Source organism: Corynebacterium sp. CNCTC7651, from assembly GCF_021496665.1.
In the GTDB taxonomy this organism is placed as follows: domain Bacteria; phylum Actinomycetota; class Actinomycetes; order Mycobacteriales; family Mycobacteriaceae; genus Corynebacterium.
In genome coordinates this window covers 171260-184331 of record NZ_CP071246.1, presented here as the reverse complement: position 1 = coordinate 184331, position 13072 = coordinate 171260, and the positions used below count along the sequence as shown (strand labels likewise).

Genomic DNA, 13072 nt, shown 5'->3' with positions numbered 1-13072 from the left:
GTTCCTCACCCCGCACCGGCTACGCTCAAACCCCGTGACTAACCTCCTCGAGCTCGCCTATGTCGACCCGGCAGACCCACTGGCGCTCATGCCCGTGCTCGAGGAGGCGCTGACCGGACGGCGCACCATCCTCCCCGTCCCCGCGAACGACCCCGTGCGCGTCAACCTGCTGCGCAACACCCTCGCGCCGGGGGAGGCGGTGGAGGCGGATGCTGCGATCGTCGTCAGTACTTCGGGCTCAACCGGGACCCCGAAGGGAGCGCTGCTGAGCACGGCGAACCTTGTTGCCAGCGCGGATGCGACGCACCAGGCGCTCGGCGGCGAGGGGCAGTGGCTGCTCGCGATGCCCGCCGCCTACATCGCCGGGATCCAGGTGCTGGTGCGCTCGATGGTCGCGGGGGTGCAGCCGGCCGCGCTCGACCTTTCGCACGGCTTCAACGTCGCGGAGTTCGCCGCGCGCGCCGCCGAGCTGGCCCGCACCGGCGAGCGCTGCTACACCGCGCTCACCCCGATGCAGCTGGACAAGGCCATGTCCACCCTCCAGGGCATCGATGCTTTACGACGCTTCACCGCCGTCCTCATCGGCGGAGCCGCCGCAAACCCGCAGCTCCTTGACGCGGCCCGCCGCCTGCGTATCAACCCCGTGACCACCTACGGCGCCTCCGAAACCTCCGGCGGCTGCGTCTACGACGGCGTCCCCATCCCCGGCGCCCAAGTCCGCATCCGCGACGGCCGCATCCACCTCGGCGGGCCCATGGTCGCGCGCGGCTACCGCAGACTCGAGTCCCCCGACCTCGCTGGAGGCTGGTTCCGCACCTCCGACGCAGGCATGCTTATCGACGGTCATTTGCACATCTCCGGCCGCATCGACCACGTCATCGATTCCGGGGGCTTGAAGCTCCACCCCGAGGTGCTCGAGCGTGTGCTGTTGCTTATCGACGGCGTTTCAGACGCCTGCGTCGTCGGGGTCCCTGATACTCGCCTCGGCGAGCGCATCTGCGCCGCGTACGAGGGGTCGGCGGCGGTGCCGGACGTGCTGGACGCGCTGGACGATTTGGTTGACGCCGGCGAGCTCGCCCGCTGGCAGGTGCCGAAAGAGCTCAAGCGCGTCGCCGCCCTGCCCCTGCTCGGCCCCGGCAAGCTGGACCGCGCCGCCGCCCGCGAGCTCTTCTAGCCCCGCGGCGGGCTTAGGCGCTGCTCCCGGACCCGCCGGCCTTGGCTGCGGCGACGATCCCGCCGATCGCCGCGGCAACCAACGCGGCCCCGCCGACCAAGCGCGCAAGCACCCACGGGTAGATCGCGAAACCGCCGAAGTAGAACAGCGGCTGCTGGCGGTAGCGCGCCTCGTCGGCCGCGCTGCTCAGCCGATCCGCAGAACCGGGGGACGACGCGTGGGCCACCGGCACCGGACCCGCCACCGCAACCACCGGTACCACCAGGCTCAATGCCGCAGCCGCCACACCAAGTTTGTTTTGCCTCATGAAGCAAATGGTATTCACCGAATGTTCATCGCGTCGCCACCCTAGGCGGACTCACACCCTTGTAATTTGCGCGATAATCAGGGGGTGTGAGGACCGAGACGCTCCACAGGAAAACTCAGACCACGAATCCAAAGTACGTCAGCTCCCATTACGCCAGCGCCCGCAACGCCAAGTCCTTTGCGGCCAGGCTCCACAAGCCAGCCAACGCCGCGCTCCACCAGCCAGCCCGGTACCGCCACAAGCAACGCCGCCCCTTCATCCGCCCCCTCTAGACCCGCAAGGGGGCATGATGGTGGGCATGACGCAACCGCAGCCCGGCCCCGCTGACTCGACAGGTTCCACCGCACCCACCGCACCCACCGCGCCCACCGCGCCCACCGCGCCCACCGCACCCACCGCACCCACCGCGCCCCGCAACGCCGCGACGCTCGCCGACTGGTGGCAGGCCGCGCGCCCGCACACCTGGCCAAACGCGTTCGCGCCCGTCATCGCAGGTACGGGAGCCGCCGCCTTCTGGGGATCCCCGCACCTGGGCAAAGCGCTGCTAGCGCTCGGCGTGGCGTGGGCACTGATCGTGGGCGTGAACTTCGCCAACGACTACTCGGACGGCATCCGCGGCACCGACGACGACCGCTCCGGCCCCACCCGCCTCACCGCCTCCGGCCTCGCGCGCCCGGAAGACGTGAAGCTCGCCGCCTTCGCCGCCTTCGCCGCGGCCGCGATCCTGGGCATCATCCTGGCGGCGATGAGTTCGTGGTGGCTGGTGCTCGTCGGCGCAGTCTGCATCCTCGCGGCGTGGTTCTACACCGGCGGCTCGCGCCCCTACGGCTACTCGGGCTTCGGCGAGGTCGCGGTCTTCATCTTCTTCGGCCTCGTCGCCGTCATGGGCACCGAATTCACGCAGTCCGGCATGGTGAGCTGGGAGGGCACCCTCTGCGCGGTCGCGATCGGCGCGATCTCGGCGTCGGTGAACTTGGCCAACAATATTCGGGATATTGAGACTGATGCGGGCGTCGGCAAGCAAACGCTCGCTGTAAAGCTCGGGGACGGCGCAGCGCGCACCCTGTTCACGGTGCTTACCCTGGTGCCCTTCGCCGTCTCCCTGGTCCTAGCTTGGGGCTTCTTTCCGACGCTCGCAGCATTCGCCGCCCTCCCCTTCACCGTGGCCTCCATCTTGACGGTGCGTCGCGGCGCGAGCGGCAAGGCGCTGATCCCGGTGCTGGGCATGAATGGGCGCGCGATGCTGATCTGGGCGGTGATCACCGCGATCGCGCTCGCGTGGGGCGGCTACCTGTGGGGGCAGCCGGTGCAGTACTCGACGGTGCCGGTCCCGCCGACGCTGCCGTTCCTGACGGTGAGGTAGGGCGTGACGGCAGGCTTAGGTTGGGCGCATCGCGCCGTACGGGTGGTAGGGGTTAGGCACGGGGAAGCCGCGGGGTGACACCCAGACTCCCTCCCCGTTCCTAATCTCGATGCGGCCGCGTTTTCGCCTGCCGACGTCATCGTCATTCACGTGGTTGTGATAGCGACACACCATTACCAGGTTGTTCAAGTTGGTCTGGCCGCCGTGCTTCCACGGCGTGACGTGGTGGGCCTGGTTGTGCACCGCCGGGCTGGTGCAGTCCGGCCAGGGACACACGGGGTTGACCATGCTGGCTAGGTCGCGCTGCTTGGCGTTGGCGAAACGGTCCATGCGGTAGAGGTTCACCGCGCCCTCGCCGGGCTTGAACAGGGCAGCCTCGAGGTGGTTGGCCTTTGTGGCGACGAACCGCTGCAGGAACTCGGCGCCCGTCATGGTGGTGCCGTCGGTGAGGCCGAGGATCACCTCGTCGCCGCGGCCTTCCAAGATGCTCACCCAGTCCGGCAGCTGAACGTTGATGATCGGGCGGGGCACCGAGAACGGCACCGGCATGGTGCCGGCCGCGCTGGCGGTGGCGTTCGCGCCGGCCACGGCATCGAAACCGGCCGGGTGGGATGCGCCGGGAGCGTCGCCCGCGCGAGCCGGGTCTCCGGCGCCGGCGGTAGCTCCCACGTTGGCGCGGAAAATCCGCAACAGGTTCTGGAGCATCTGCGGGCCGGCGGGCTTCGTCGTATCGATGTTGTGGCGGGCGGCGTGCTGCAGGTCGGCAGCGTCGTGCTCGTCCATCCACATGTTGACCGGGGTCTTACCCATCCGGTTACGCCCGAAGGACGCGGTATCCTGCGGCGGCTTCTGCTCCAGCGGCACCGCGGCCTTCACGGTGCGGGTGAACGCGTTGTAGTTCTTGGGTGGCTTAGCTGCGGCTTCAGTGAGCGCAACGAGACGCTTCGCGCCCCGCTCACGGGCAGGCACACGCTTCAGGTGATTCTCTAAGTACATCAGGTGATGCAACGACAACCCGGCCTGCTGCACCAATCCGACGGCCCTCGCCTGCTGCTTGTGGGCGTTGGAGGGGGCGAGGTAGGCGGAGTGGACGTCGTCAAGCAAGCGTGCCCTGGTGGGCTCGATGCCGAGCGCGACGGCGGTGTCCATGTCGAACCCGGCCAGTGTGCTCAGCGGATCGCCGGCAGTGGCCTCGAGGAACGACATCAGATTCATGCCCCCGACGCTAACCGCGGCCGGCCGGCGCCGGAACCCCCTGCGCGTTCACTATGGTGCGCAAATCGAGGGAACCGCCAGCGGGGGCTAGGATCATGCGGGTCAGAGTCGCGAAAGAGGGTGGGGAAACGTGCTGGATGTGCTCACCGGGTTCTCGATCATCTTTGTGGTGATCGGGGCGGGGTACCTGCTCGCGCAGCGGGGCGTGATCAAGCAAAGCAACCGGCTGATGCTCAACCAGATCGCGTTTTACGTGGCCACGCCGTCGCTGATCTTCCACCGCGTGGCCACGTCCGACACCGCCGCCTTCTACTCCCCCGTCGTGCTGGTGATCGCCATCGCGTCCGTGGCCACGATGGCCGCGTACTGGGTGCTCAGCACGGTGTTTTTCCGCCGCAGCATCCCCGAGACCATGGCGGGCGCGGCGAGCTCGAGCTACTACAACTCGGTGAACATCGGGCTGCCGATCGCGATCTACGTCATCGGCGACCCGACATACGTCGTCCCGGCGCTGGTGCTGCAGGTGGCGGTGCTGACGCCGATCATCATCACTGGCCTGAACTGGGGCGGGGCCGAGAAGGGCTCCACGCGCAAGGCGATCATCTCCGGGCTGACCGCGCCGATGGTCATCGCGGCGGCGGTGGGATTTGTCATCTCCGCCGCGAACTGGACGGTGCCGGAGCCGGTGATGGCGCCGCTGGAGATCCTCGGCGGGGCATCGATCCCCATGATCCTGATGAGCTTCGGTGCCTCCCTGAAGGGCGACAAGGTGCTGCAGGAGGACCCGCTGCCTACCGTCACGGCGTCGGCGCTGAAGCTGGTGGGCATGCCGGCCATCGCGTGGGCATGCGGCGCAGCGCTGGGGCTCACCGGCGGGGAGCTGTACGCGGCGATCATCCTCGCCGCCCTGCCCACCGCGCAGAACGTGTACAACTACACCGCCACCTACCGCACGGGCGAGACGGTGGCGCGGGACACGGTGTTCATCACGACATTCCTGTCGCTGCCGGCGATGCTGGTGATCGCGTTCCTGTTCGGCGGGTAGCCGCGCGGCGGCTAGCGCTCGGCGAGCTCCGACTGGATCCAGTCCTTGCGCGCGGCGCGCTGCTGCTTCCAGGTCGCCAGGGCCTCGGTGGCGGCGACGCGCTGATCGGTGAAAACCAGCATGGACAGTGGGAACGCCACCAAAAGCGCCAGGAGCGCGGACATCACCAGTGGCACCGGGGCACCGATCAACAGCGCGAGCCCCTGGATCACCACCGTGAGCACCACAAACAGCAGCAGCCGGTACAGGCCGTATACGGCGGCGGCGCGCCTGGCCCGCTGCCGCGCGCGGGGGTCCACCTCCGGCGGGCCGGCGGGGGTTGGGCGCGGTGCGGTCTGCTCAGTCACGTCTTCCAACCTTAACGGCGCACCAAGTAATGTTGGTAGTCATGGGCAGAGTCCTCCTCGTCGTTCTTGTCATCCTCGCGGTCTACCTCATGTGGCGCGCGTTCGGCCCCGGGTCGAACGAGCGCTACGGCAGCGTCCAGCAGGAGCAGCGCCCGGCCATCAAGGGCCCGGACGATGATGAGGAGTTTCTCTGGAACATCGAGAAAAACCGTTTCAAAGAGCGCCGCGCCAAGGAAGAGGCGGAGCGCAAGCGCCGCGAGGAGGAGGAGCGCCGCCGGCGCCGTGAGGGCGGTTCCGGAGCCGCGCCGGAGGCCTAAACCCGCCTAAGCCCGGCCCCTACCCCTCCACGAACCGCAGCTCGAGCCCCAGCGCCCCCGCCACGGCCACAACTTTCTCCCACCGCACGCCCGCCCCGCCGTGCTCGATGGTGTGTAGCGTCGACCGCGACACCCCGGCCGCGTCCGCCACGTCCTGTTGCAGCCGCCCCTGGGCTCGCCGCCGCTCGGCGATCTGCTCCCCGAACGCGATCAGCGTCGGGTCCTCGCTCGCCGCTTTCCCCTGCTTAGCGCGGGGCGGCACTAGCTTTCGCTTTCCGACGCTCGCAGCTTCTCCTCTTCCTCCAACACCCCTGCCAGCTTCTCCGCCCACGCGAGGGAGTCGCGCACGCCGTCTGCAATGGAACGCTCGGCGGTCCAGCCGAGGAGGTGGGCGGCCTTGTCGGTGCGGGACGCGCAGCCGACCACGTCGCCGTCGCGCGGCGGGGCGGTAGTCACGTCGAGCGGGGTGCCGGTGGCCTCGCCGAACGCGTCGGCCAGCTCGAACACGGTGGTGCCTTGGCCGGTGCCCAGGTTGATGACGTTGTAGGTGCCGGTCTCGGAACCGTCGATAAGCGAAAGTGCCTTGACGTGTGCGCGCGCGAGGTCCCAGACGTGGATGTAGTCGCGCAGACCCGAGCCGTCGCGGGTGGGCCAGTCCACGCCCGTGACGGTGAACTGCTTGCCGGTGGTGTGCGCCTCAATCATCTTGCCCAGCGCGTGGGTGGGGTGGGGGTTCTGCAGGCCCGTGCGCAGCTGCGGGTCCGCGCCGATGGGGTTGAAGTAGCGCAAGCTCAGCGCAGTGAGGCGGCCGGTGGCGCAGGCGTCCTCGAGCACGCGCTCCACCATGCGCTTGGACGCGGCGTAGGGGCTCAGCGGGTTGACCGCGCTGCCCTCGTCCACCATGTAGTCCGGCCCCGGCTCATACATCGACGCGGTGGAGCTCAGGAGGAAGCGGGTGATGCCGGCGGCCTCGAGCGCTTGGAGGAGCGTGACGGTCTTGCCCACGTTGTTGTCGTAATACGCCAGCGGGTGGGAGACGGACTCCGGCACCACGATCTTGGCGGCGCAGTGGATCACCGCGTCAATGTCCGGGTGCTCCTCGGTGATGCGGGCGAGCAGCTCGGTGTCCGCGATGTCGCCCTCGTAGTGGTCGAAGCGCTCGGCGAAGACGCGTAGGCCGGTGGAGTAGTCGTCGAGGATCACGGGGGTGATGCCGTTGTCGGCGCAGCAGGAGGCGATGTTGGAGCCGATGTAGCCGGCGCCGCCGGTGATGAGAACCTTCATGTGGGAGTTTCCTTAGTTCAGGCCAGCGTAGGAGTGGAGGGAAGCGGAGACAAAGTTAACGTACGTCATATTGAACACCGTCATGGCGAGCGCGAAGACGTTAATCCACGCCGCCTTGGAGTTCTTCCACCCGGCGGTGGCGCGGGCGTGGAGGTAGGCGGCGTAGAGCACCCACGTGATCATGGAGACGGTTTCCTTGGCGTCCCAGTTCCAGAACCGGCCCCAGGCAACCTCGGCCCAGATCGCGCCGAACACGATGCCGATGCCGAACAGCGGCAAAGTGATAATCGCGGTCTTGTACGTGATCTGGTCCAGCGTCTTCGCGCTCGGCAACGGCTTGGCCAGGACGCCGAAGACACCGTGCTCCTCCCCCTTCGGCTGCCACATGCGCAGCAGGTACAGCAGCGCGAAGATGCCGGACACCACGCCAATCGACGCGCCGATGGACACCGTGGACACGTGCACCGGCATCCAGTAAGACTGCAGCGCCGGCACCACGGGCGCGGCCTTCAGGTGGAACACGGTGGAGTTCAGGAACATGGCAATGACCATGGGGAACAGCAGCCACGGCCACACGGAGTGCCAGTTCTTGCGCTGGATCACCACGGCGGCGGCGACCATGATCACGGCCGTCATGAACAGGATGTACTCGTACAGGTTGCCCAGCGGGAAGCGCCCCGCCGCGATTCCGCGGGTGACAAAGGCGGCCAGGTGCAGCGCGATGCCGAACCACACCAGGCCCTGCGTCATGCCCGCCCACTTCCGCGCGGAGTCCACGCGCTTTGCGTACTCCGCGTCGAGCGCTTGCGTATCGACGGCTCGCGTGTCGACGCTCGCCGAATAATCGTCGACAAGCTCGGAGCCCCCGCCAGCACCGACCGCGACCTTCTGCGGGGCGCGCGCGGCGGACGCGGCCTCGCGCTCGCGGCGCAGGTCGATCACGCTGACCAGGCGCCCGTAATAGATGCAGGACATGACGAGCGCGACGATGTAGACCACGAACGCGGTGCGGAACGTGAGATCCGACAACGCCGCCATTGAAGAATCCACCAGCATGTGGCTTAACCTACCCCACCGGCGGGGGTCATCCAAGGTCATCGGCAGGGTCGGCCGCCACCGGCCCGCCCAGGATTTCCTCCACGATGTCCTCGAACTCGGTGCCCCACCCGGCGCGGTCGGTGCGCGCCAGGCCGGCGATTTCCACGCGCGTCGCGCCGTCGCCCGCCGGGGTAAGGCGCACCCACACGCGGCGGCGCTTGATGGTCAGCGACATGGCCAGCGTGGCCAGCATCACCACGGTGGCAACCAGCGCCCACCCCTGGAAGGGGTCGCGGGAGATTTGGTAGTTGGCGTACTCGGCGGCGCCGTCGAAACGCACGGTCACCGCGTCCCCGCCGGCATCCAGCGTGACTTCCTCCCCCGGCCCGAGGTGGACGCGGTCCACCTTCTGCAGGCGCCCTTCCGCGATGAGGGACTGGTCCAGCACGAAGATGTTCTGCGGACGGCCGGTGTCCAAGCCCGCGTCGCCCACGTAGACCTCCACCGCCATCGCCGGGTCCTGCATGGACGGGAAGGCGGACTGCAGCATGTCCCCGTTCGGCCCGGTCCAGCGCGCGGTGGGCGCGAAGATGCCCTCGACGGCGATCTGGTGCTCGCGGCGCTCCGCCAGGTCCGGGTACATGCCGGCGGGCGGGTCGAAGCGCATCACGCCGGAGGACAGGAACGAGTTCACGTCCGTGGGCCGAAACTGCACCATCTGGGTGCGGGTCTCACCATTCGGCCAGGTCACGGTGACCTGCGGCGCGAAGCCGTGGCCCTGCAGGTACACGCGGTCCCCGCCCACGCGCAGCGGGTGGTTCACCTGCAGGGTCGTCGGCTCCCACTCGCTCACCGGCACCGCCAGGTCGTCGGTGTACGTGATGTCGGACCAGAACCCGCTGGCCTGCCCGTTGGGCAAGTACTCCGCGCGGAAGTTCTGGCTTTCGAAGCAGAAGGGGGTCAGCCCGGTGCCGTCGAAAAGCGAGCCTGCCCGGAACACGTCGAAGTTCGCGGGCGAGGTGTTGCAGAACTCGCGCGAGCGCTCCACCGGCACGGCGTACTCGGATTCGGAGTTGGTGACAACGATGACCTGGCCCTCGTAAAACACCATGCGCCCAGCGGCGAAGAACACGATCATGCCCACCAGCCCGATGTGGAACAGCAGGTTCATCAGCTCGCGCGCGTACCCGCGTTCGGCGGAGATGGAGTACGCGCCGGCGCGGTCCTCCTCGGGGGTGTAGGTGGCCACGTTCCACCGCCGCAGCACGGCCTTCGCGTGCGCGTCCACCTCGGGCAATTGCTTATCGACGCTCCCTTCCGCATGCATCGGCATCCGGGACAAGAACTTCGGCGCGCGCGTGGGCTTCGCGCGGTAGGCGCGCCAGTGGTCGATGGAGCGCGGGATGATGCAGCCGACCAGGGAGATCATGAGCAGCATGACGATGGCGACGAACCACGTCGAGCTGAACACGTCGAAGAACTGCAGACGGTCGTAGATTGGCCCCATTGTGGGGTTGGCTTTTAAGTAATCGTCGACAAGCGTGGCGCTGACCTGGCGCTGGGGAAGGAGTGCCCCGGGGATCGCGGCGAGGGCGAGGATGAACAGCAGGATGAGCGCGGTACTCATGCTGGTGAGCCAGTGCCACGCGCGGCGGGCCCAGGTGGTGAGGGTGCGCATTTAGATCACCGTGCCGCCGAAGCCGAAGACGAGCTGGCGCGTCCAGCCGATGAAGCCGTTCCACGCGCCCGTGAGCAGCAGGAGGCCGACGATGACCATGGCGATACCGCCGATCATTTGGATGGTGCGGGAGTGGCGGCGCAGAAAGTCGATGCTGCGCACGGCCTTCGCGGAGCCGAGCGCGATGAGCAGGAACGGCAGGCCGAGGCCTAGGCAGTACGCGATGACCAGCAGCACCCCGCGCGCCGCGGTGAGCCCTTGCGTGCCGACGGACACCGAGATAATCGCCGCCAAGGTCGGGCCGAGGCAGGGGGTCCAGCCGAGCGCGAACACGCCGCCAAGCAACGGGGCGCCGAGCCAGGTGGCCCAGCGTTTGGGCTGCATGCGGGTATCGCGCTGCAGGGCTGGGACGGCGCCCATGAAGACGATGCCCATGAGGATGGTCACAATCCCGCCGATGCGCATCAGCGTGTCCGCGTTCAGCTGGATCAGGCTGATGGCGCCGAAGACGGAGACGGTGGCCAGCAGGAACACCACCGTGAAGCCGAGGATGAAGAGTGCGGCGGCGCCCGTGACGGCCCACTGCTTCTTGGTCACGCGCGGGCCGGTCTCGTCGAACTCCATCTCGCCGCCGACCACGCCGGTGAGGTAGGACATGTAGCCCGGCACCAGCGGGACCACGCAGGGGGAGGCGAAAGAGACCAGGCCGGCGAGCGCCGCGGCGAAGAGGCCGAGCAGCAGCGGGCCTTCGGCGGCCAGGTTGGAGAACAGTTCGCCCATTTACGCGTTGCCCTCCTCGCGCAGCCGGTCGACCACCTCGAGGATGTCGTCCGCCGTGATCTCGCGGAGGAACACCGCGGCGGGGCGGTGCTGGTTGTCCAGCACCACGGTTGTGGGGATCACCGAGCTGGGCACGCCGCCCAGGTAGGCGGCGGTTTTGAAAGGCGGGTCATAAAGCGAGGGGTAGGTTGCGCCGCTGTCGGCGAGGAAGTCCCGCGAGATGTCAGGGTTGTAATCGCGCACGTTGATGCCCAGCACGGTGCCGGTGCCGCCGGCCTGCAGCTCCACCACGACCTGGCCGGCGAAGTCGCTCAGCGAGATCTCCGCGCCCGGCTCGGTGAGGGACTCGCCGCTGAAATCCGGGAGCGGGCGGCGCTCCGCCTCGTCGTAGAAGATCTCGACCTGGCCGCCCGGGGAGTGGAAGGCGAAGGTGCCGGCATCGTCTCCCCCGCCGCCGCACGCGGCCAGCGAGCCGGCGAGCGGCCCAGCGATGATCGCCGCGCACGCGAGCGCTGCGGTTCTCCGGTGCATGAATGGGCTCCCTTGACGTTGACGGTGCCCGCTAGATGTGCGCGGCGGGCGTTGCGTATGACCAGTCAATAACACGGTCGCCGTCAAACACAAGTGAGGTCACGCTGGCGAGGTCGCACTCGCGCTTCACGTGCGGCAGCTTCTTGCCCTGTACGTGGCGCTGCACCATCACAATTGGCAGCTGGTGGCTCACCAGCACCGCCTCGTGGCCCTCGGCCTTCTGCCGCGCCGCCTCCACCCCGGCGAGCATGCGCTCCAGGATTTCGTCGTAAGGCTCGCCCCAGCTCGGCTCTAGCGGGTTTGTCATGTGCCGCCACCGGATGGGGTTAATCAGCTGGCTGCGCCATCCCTTGGTGCGAAGCCCCTCGAAGGTGTTGCGGGACTCGATGACGTCCGCCACCGTGTCCACCTCCAACCCGGTCACCGCGGCGATCGGCTGCGCGGTCTCCTGCGCGCGCTCCAGCGGGCTCGCTGCTAGGTACACCACGTCGCGGCCGTCGAAGAACTGCGCCGTCGCCGCCGCCATCGAGCGGCCGCGGGAGCTTAGGTGGTAGCCCGGCATGCGGCCGTAGAGGACCTTCTTGGGGTTGTATACCTCGCCGTGGCGGACAAGGTGGACGGTGGTTGTTACAGCTTCCGTCGTCACGCGGGAGCCCCTGCCTGCGCCGCGGCCTTCGCTGCGGGGACCAGTGCCTCCTCGATCCTGCCGAAGTCCTCCGCGGTGAGTGCGGTGGAGATGAACCAGGTCTCGAAGGCGCTCGGCGGGGCGTAGACGCCGTTGTCCAGCAGCGCGTGGAAGAACGGGGCGTAGCGGAAGGTGTCCGCGGCCTTCATGTCGTCGAAGTTGCGGCCCTCGCCCTCCCCGAAACGCACGGAAAGCATCGTGGAGGCGCGCTGGATGTGGTGCGCCACGCCCTCGCGGGTAAGCGCGTCGGAGATCAGGCCCTCCAGGGTGTCCGCGTTGCGCAGCAGCACCGGGTAAATGTCCTCGGAGGCGAGGCGCAGCGACGCCATGCCCGCCGCCATCGCCACCGGGTTACCGGAGAGGGTGCCCGCCTGGTAGACGGGGCCCTGGGGGGCGAGCTTCTCCATGATCTCGCGGCGCCCGCCGAACGCCGCCGCCGGCAGACCACCCGAAATCACCTTGCCGAAGGTGGTTAGGTCACCCGCCACGCCGTCCACGCCGTACCAGCCGGAGTAGGAGGTGCGGAAGCCCGTCATCACCTCGTCCAGGATCAGCAGCGCGCCGTTTTCGTGGCAGAGCTCCTTCAGCTTCGCGTTGAAGCCGTCCTGCGGGGCGACGGTGCCCATGTTGCCCGCGGCGGCCTCCGCGATCACGCAGGCGATCTCGCCCGGGTTTTCCTCGAACGCTTGGCGCACCGCCTCAATGTCGTTGTACGGCACCACGATCGTGTCCGCGGCCTGCGCGCCGGTCACGCCCGGCGAGTCCGGCAGCGAGAACGTGGCCAGGCCGGAGCCGGCGGAGGCCAGCAGCGCGTCCACGTGACCGTGGTAGCACCCGTCGAACTTCACAATCTTCGGCCGGCCCGTGTAACCGCGCGCCAGGCGCACCGCGCTCATGGTGGCCTCGGTTCCGGAGTTGACCATGCGCACCTCTTCCACACTGGTGCGCGCGACGATCATCTCCGCGATCTCCACCTCAGCCTCCGTCGGCGCGCCGAAGCTCAGGCCGTTGACCAGCGCGCGCTCCACCGCCTCGATGATCTCGGGGCGGGCGTTGCCGTGCAGCATCGGGCCCCACGAGTTCACGAGGTCGACGTAGGCGTTGCCGTCAACGTCGATAAGCTTCGAGCCCTGCGCGCTCGCGATGAAGCGGGTCTGCCCGCCCACCGAGCCGAACGCGCGCACCGGCGAGTTCACGCCACCCGGAGTCAGGGTGAGCGCACGCTGGTACAGCTCCTTGGAACGGGCAGTATTGCTTGACGACGCTTGAATTCCAGCCATACGCCCAATCCTAGGCCACCACTGTTCG

The 13072-nt window shown here is 68.3% G+C and carries 15 protein-coding genes; 4 read left to right on the top strand and 11 right to left on the bottom strand.

Annotated elements, in window-relative coordinates; genetic code table 11:
- Positions 1–34 precede the first annotated feature (34 nt).
- Entirely contained in the window at positions 35–1174 is a 1140-nt protein-coding gene (gene menE, locus JZY91_RS00870) for an o-succinylbenzoate--CoA ligase (RefSeq protein WP_234948128.1), read from the top strand.
- A 13-nt stretch (positions 1175–1187) separates the two neighbouring features.
- On the opposite strand, the gene JZY91_RS00865 is transcribed toward menE, so the two are convergent.
- Positions 1188–1481 (bottom strand): hypothetical protein, encoded by a 294-nt coding sequence (locus JZY91_RS00865; RefSeq protein WP_234948127.1) that lies wholly within the window; start codon positions 1479–1481, stop codon positions 1188–1190.
- A 298-nt stretch (positions 1482–1779) separates the two neighbouring features.
- Here JZY91_RS00865 and JZY91_RS00860 point away from each other — a divergent pair, with 298 nt between their 5' ends.
- Complete coding sequence (locus JZY91_RS00860; protein ID WP_234948126.1) at positions 1780–2844, top strand: 1,4-dihydroxy-2-naphthoate polyprenyltransferase; 1065 nt, start codon at positions 1780–1782, stop codon at positions 2842–2844.
- A gap of 15 nt (positions 2845–2859) precedes the next feature.
- On the opposite strand, the gene JZY91_RS00855 is transcribed toward JZY91_RS00860, so the two are convergent.
- Positions 2860–4059: an HNH endonuclease signature motif containing protein gene (locus tag JZY91_RS00855; protein ID WP_234948125.1), complete on the bottom strand. Its 1200-nt coding sequence runs from the start codon at positions 4057–4059 to the stop codon at positions 2860–2862.
- A gap of 130 nt (positions 4060–4189) precedes the next feature.
- Here JZY91_RS00855 and JZY91_RS00850 point away from each other — a divergent pair, with 130 nt between their 5' ends.
- A complete protein-coding gene (locus JZY91_RS00850) occupies positions 4190–5104 on the top strand; it encodes an AEC family transporter (protein WP_234948124.1) in 915 nt (304 codons plus the stop codon).
- Between the two features lie 11 nt (positions 5105–5115).
- On the opposite strand, the gene JZY91_RS00845 is transcribed toward JZY91_RS00850, so the two are convergent.
- Positions 5116–5451, bottom strand: a complete 336-nt coding sequence (locus JZY91_RS00845; RefSeq protein ID WP_234948123.1) for a DUF4229 domain-containing protein — start codon at positions 5449–5451, stop codon at positions 5116–5118.
- 41 nt (positions 5452–5492) lie between these two features.
- Between JZY91_RS00845 and JZY91_RS00840 the strand changes: the two genes are divergently transcribed.
- A complete protein-coding gene (locus JZY91_RS00840; protein ID WP_234948122.1) occupies positions 5493–5768 on the top strand; it encodes a hypothetical protein in 276 nt (91 codons plus the stop codon).
- Between the two features lie 19 nt (positions 5769–5787).
- On the opposite strand, the gene JZY91_RS00835 is transcribed toward JZY91_RS00840, so the two are convergent.
- From JZY91_RS00835 to hemL, 8 genes are read right to left on the bottom strand one after another with little or no spacing between them, the layout of a single operon-like run.
- A complete protein-coding gene (locus tag JZY91_RS00835; protein ID WP_234948121.1) occupies positions 5788–6030 on the bottom strand; it encodes a helix-turn-helix domain-containing protein in 243 nt (80 codons plus the stop codon).
- The gene (galE, locus tag JZY91_RS00830; protein ID WP_234948120.1) at positions 6030–7052 is read right to left on the bottom strand and encodes a UDP-glucose 4-epimerase GalE; all 1023 of its coding nucleotides are present in this window, start codon (positions 7050–7052) and stop codon (positions 6030–6032) included. Before galE ends, JZY91_RS00835 begins: the two co-directional genes overlap by 1 nt.
- 12 nt (positions 7053–7064) lie before the next feature.
- Positions 7065–8108: a c-type cytochrome biogenesis protein CcsB gene (gene ccsB / locus JZY91_RS00825; RefSeq protein WP_234948119.1), complete on the bottom strand. Its 1044-nt coding sequence runs from the start codon at positions 8106–8108 to the stop codon at positions 7065–7067.
- 28 nt (positions 8109–8136) lie between these two features.
- The gene (locus tag JZY91_RS00820) at positions 8137–9768 is read right to left on the bottom strand and encodes a cytochrome c biogenesis protein ResB (RefSeq protein ID WP_234948118.1); all 1632 of its coding nucleotides are present in this window, start codon (positions 9766–9768) and stop codon (positions 8137–8139) included.
- On the bottom strand, positions 9769–10548 hold the full coding sequence (locus tag JZY91_RS00815) for a cytochrome c biogenesis CcdA family protein (RefSeq protein ID WP_234948117.1): 780 nt from the start codon (positions 10546–10548) through the stop codon (positions 9769–9771).
- Positions 10549–11079: a TlpA disulfide reductase family protein gene (locus JZY91_RS00810; protein WP_234948116.1), complete on the bottom strand. Its 531-nt coding sequence runs from the start codon at positions 11077–11079 to the stop codon at positions 10549–10551.
- Between the two features lie 31 nt (positions 11080–11110).
- On the bottom strand, positions 11111–11725 hold the full coding sequence (locus tag JZY91_RS00805; protein ID WP_234948115.1) for a histidine phosphatase family protein: 615 nt from the start codon (positions 11723–11725) through the stop codon (positions 11111–11113).
- Entirely contained in the window at positions 11722–13044 is a 1323-nt protein-coding gene (gene hemL / locus JZY91_RS00800; RefSeq protein ID WP_234948114.1) for a glutamate-1-semialdehyde 2,1-aminomutase, read from the bottom strand. Before hemL ends, JZY91_RS00805 begins: the two co-directional genes overlap by 4 nt.
- Between the last annotated feature and the right edge of the window lie 28 nt (positions 13045–13072).

Excerpts from the sequence above, each read along its gene's own strand:
- JZY91_RS00865 (WP_234948127.1), bottom strand. The coding sequence starts at position 1,481 with ATGAGGCAAAACAAACTTGGTGTGGCGGCTGCGGCATTGAGCCTGGTG.
- JZY91_RS00860 (WP_234948126.1), top strand. The coding sequence starts at position 1,780 with ATGACGCAACCGCAGCCCGGCCCCGCTGACTCGACAGGTTCCACCGCA.
- JZY91_RS00855 (WP_234948125.1), bottom strand. The coding sequence starts at position 4,059 with ATGAATCTGATGTCGTTCCTCGAGGCCACTGCCGGCGATCCGCTGAGC.
- JZY91_RS00840 (WP_234948122.1), top strand. The coding sequence starts at position 5,493 with ATGGGCAGAGTCCTCCTCGTCGTTCTTGTCATCCTCGCGGTCTACCTC.
- galE (WP_234948120.1), bottom strand. The coding sequence starts at position 7,052 with ATGAAGGTTCTCATCACCGGCGGCGCCGGCTACATCGGCTCCAACATC.
- ccsB (WP_234948119.1), bottom strand. The coding sequence starts at position 8,108 with ATGCTGGTGGATTCTTCAATGGCGGCGTTGTCGGATCTCACGTTCCGC.
- JZY91_RS00820 (WP_234948118.1), bottom strand. The coding sequence starts at position 9,768 with ATGCGCACCCTCACCACCTGGGCCCGCCGCGCGTGGCACTGGCTCACC.
- JZY91_RS00815 (WP_234948117.1), bottom strand. The coding sequence starts at position 10,548 with ATGGGCGAACTGTTCTCCAACCTGGCCGCCGAAGGCCCGCTGCTGCTC.
- JZY91_RS00810 (WP_234948116.1), bottom strand. The coding sequence starts at position 11,079 with ATGCACCGGAGAACCGCAGCGCTCGCGTGCGCGGCGATCATCGCTGGG.
- hemL (WP_234948114.1), bottom strand. The coding sequence starts at position 13,044 with ATGGCTGGAATTCAAGCGTCGTCAAGCAATACTGCCCGTTCCAAGGAG.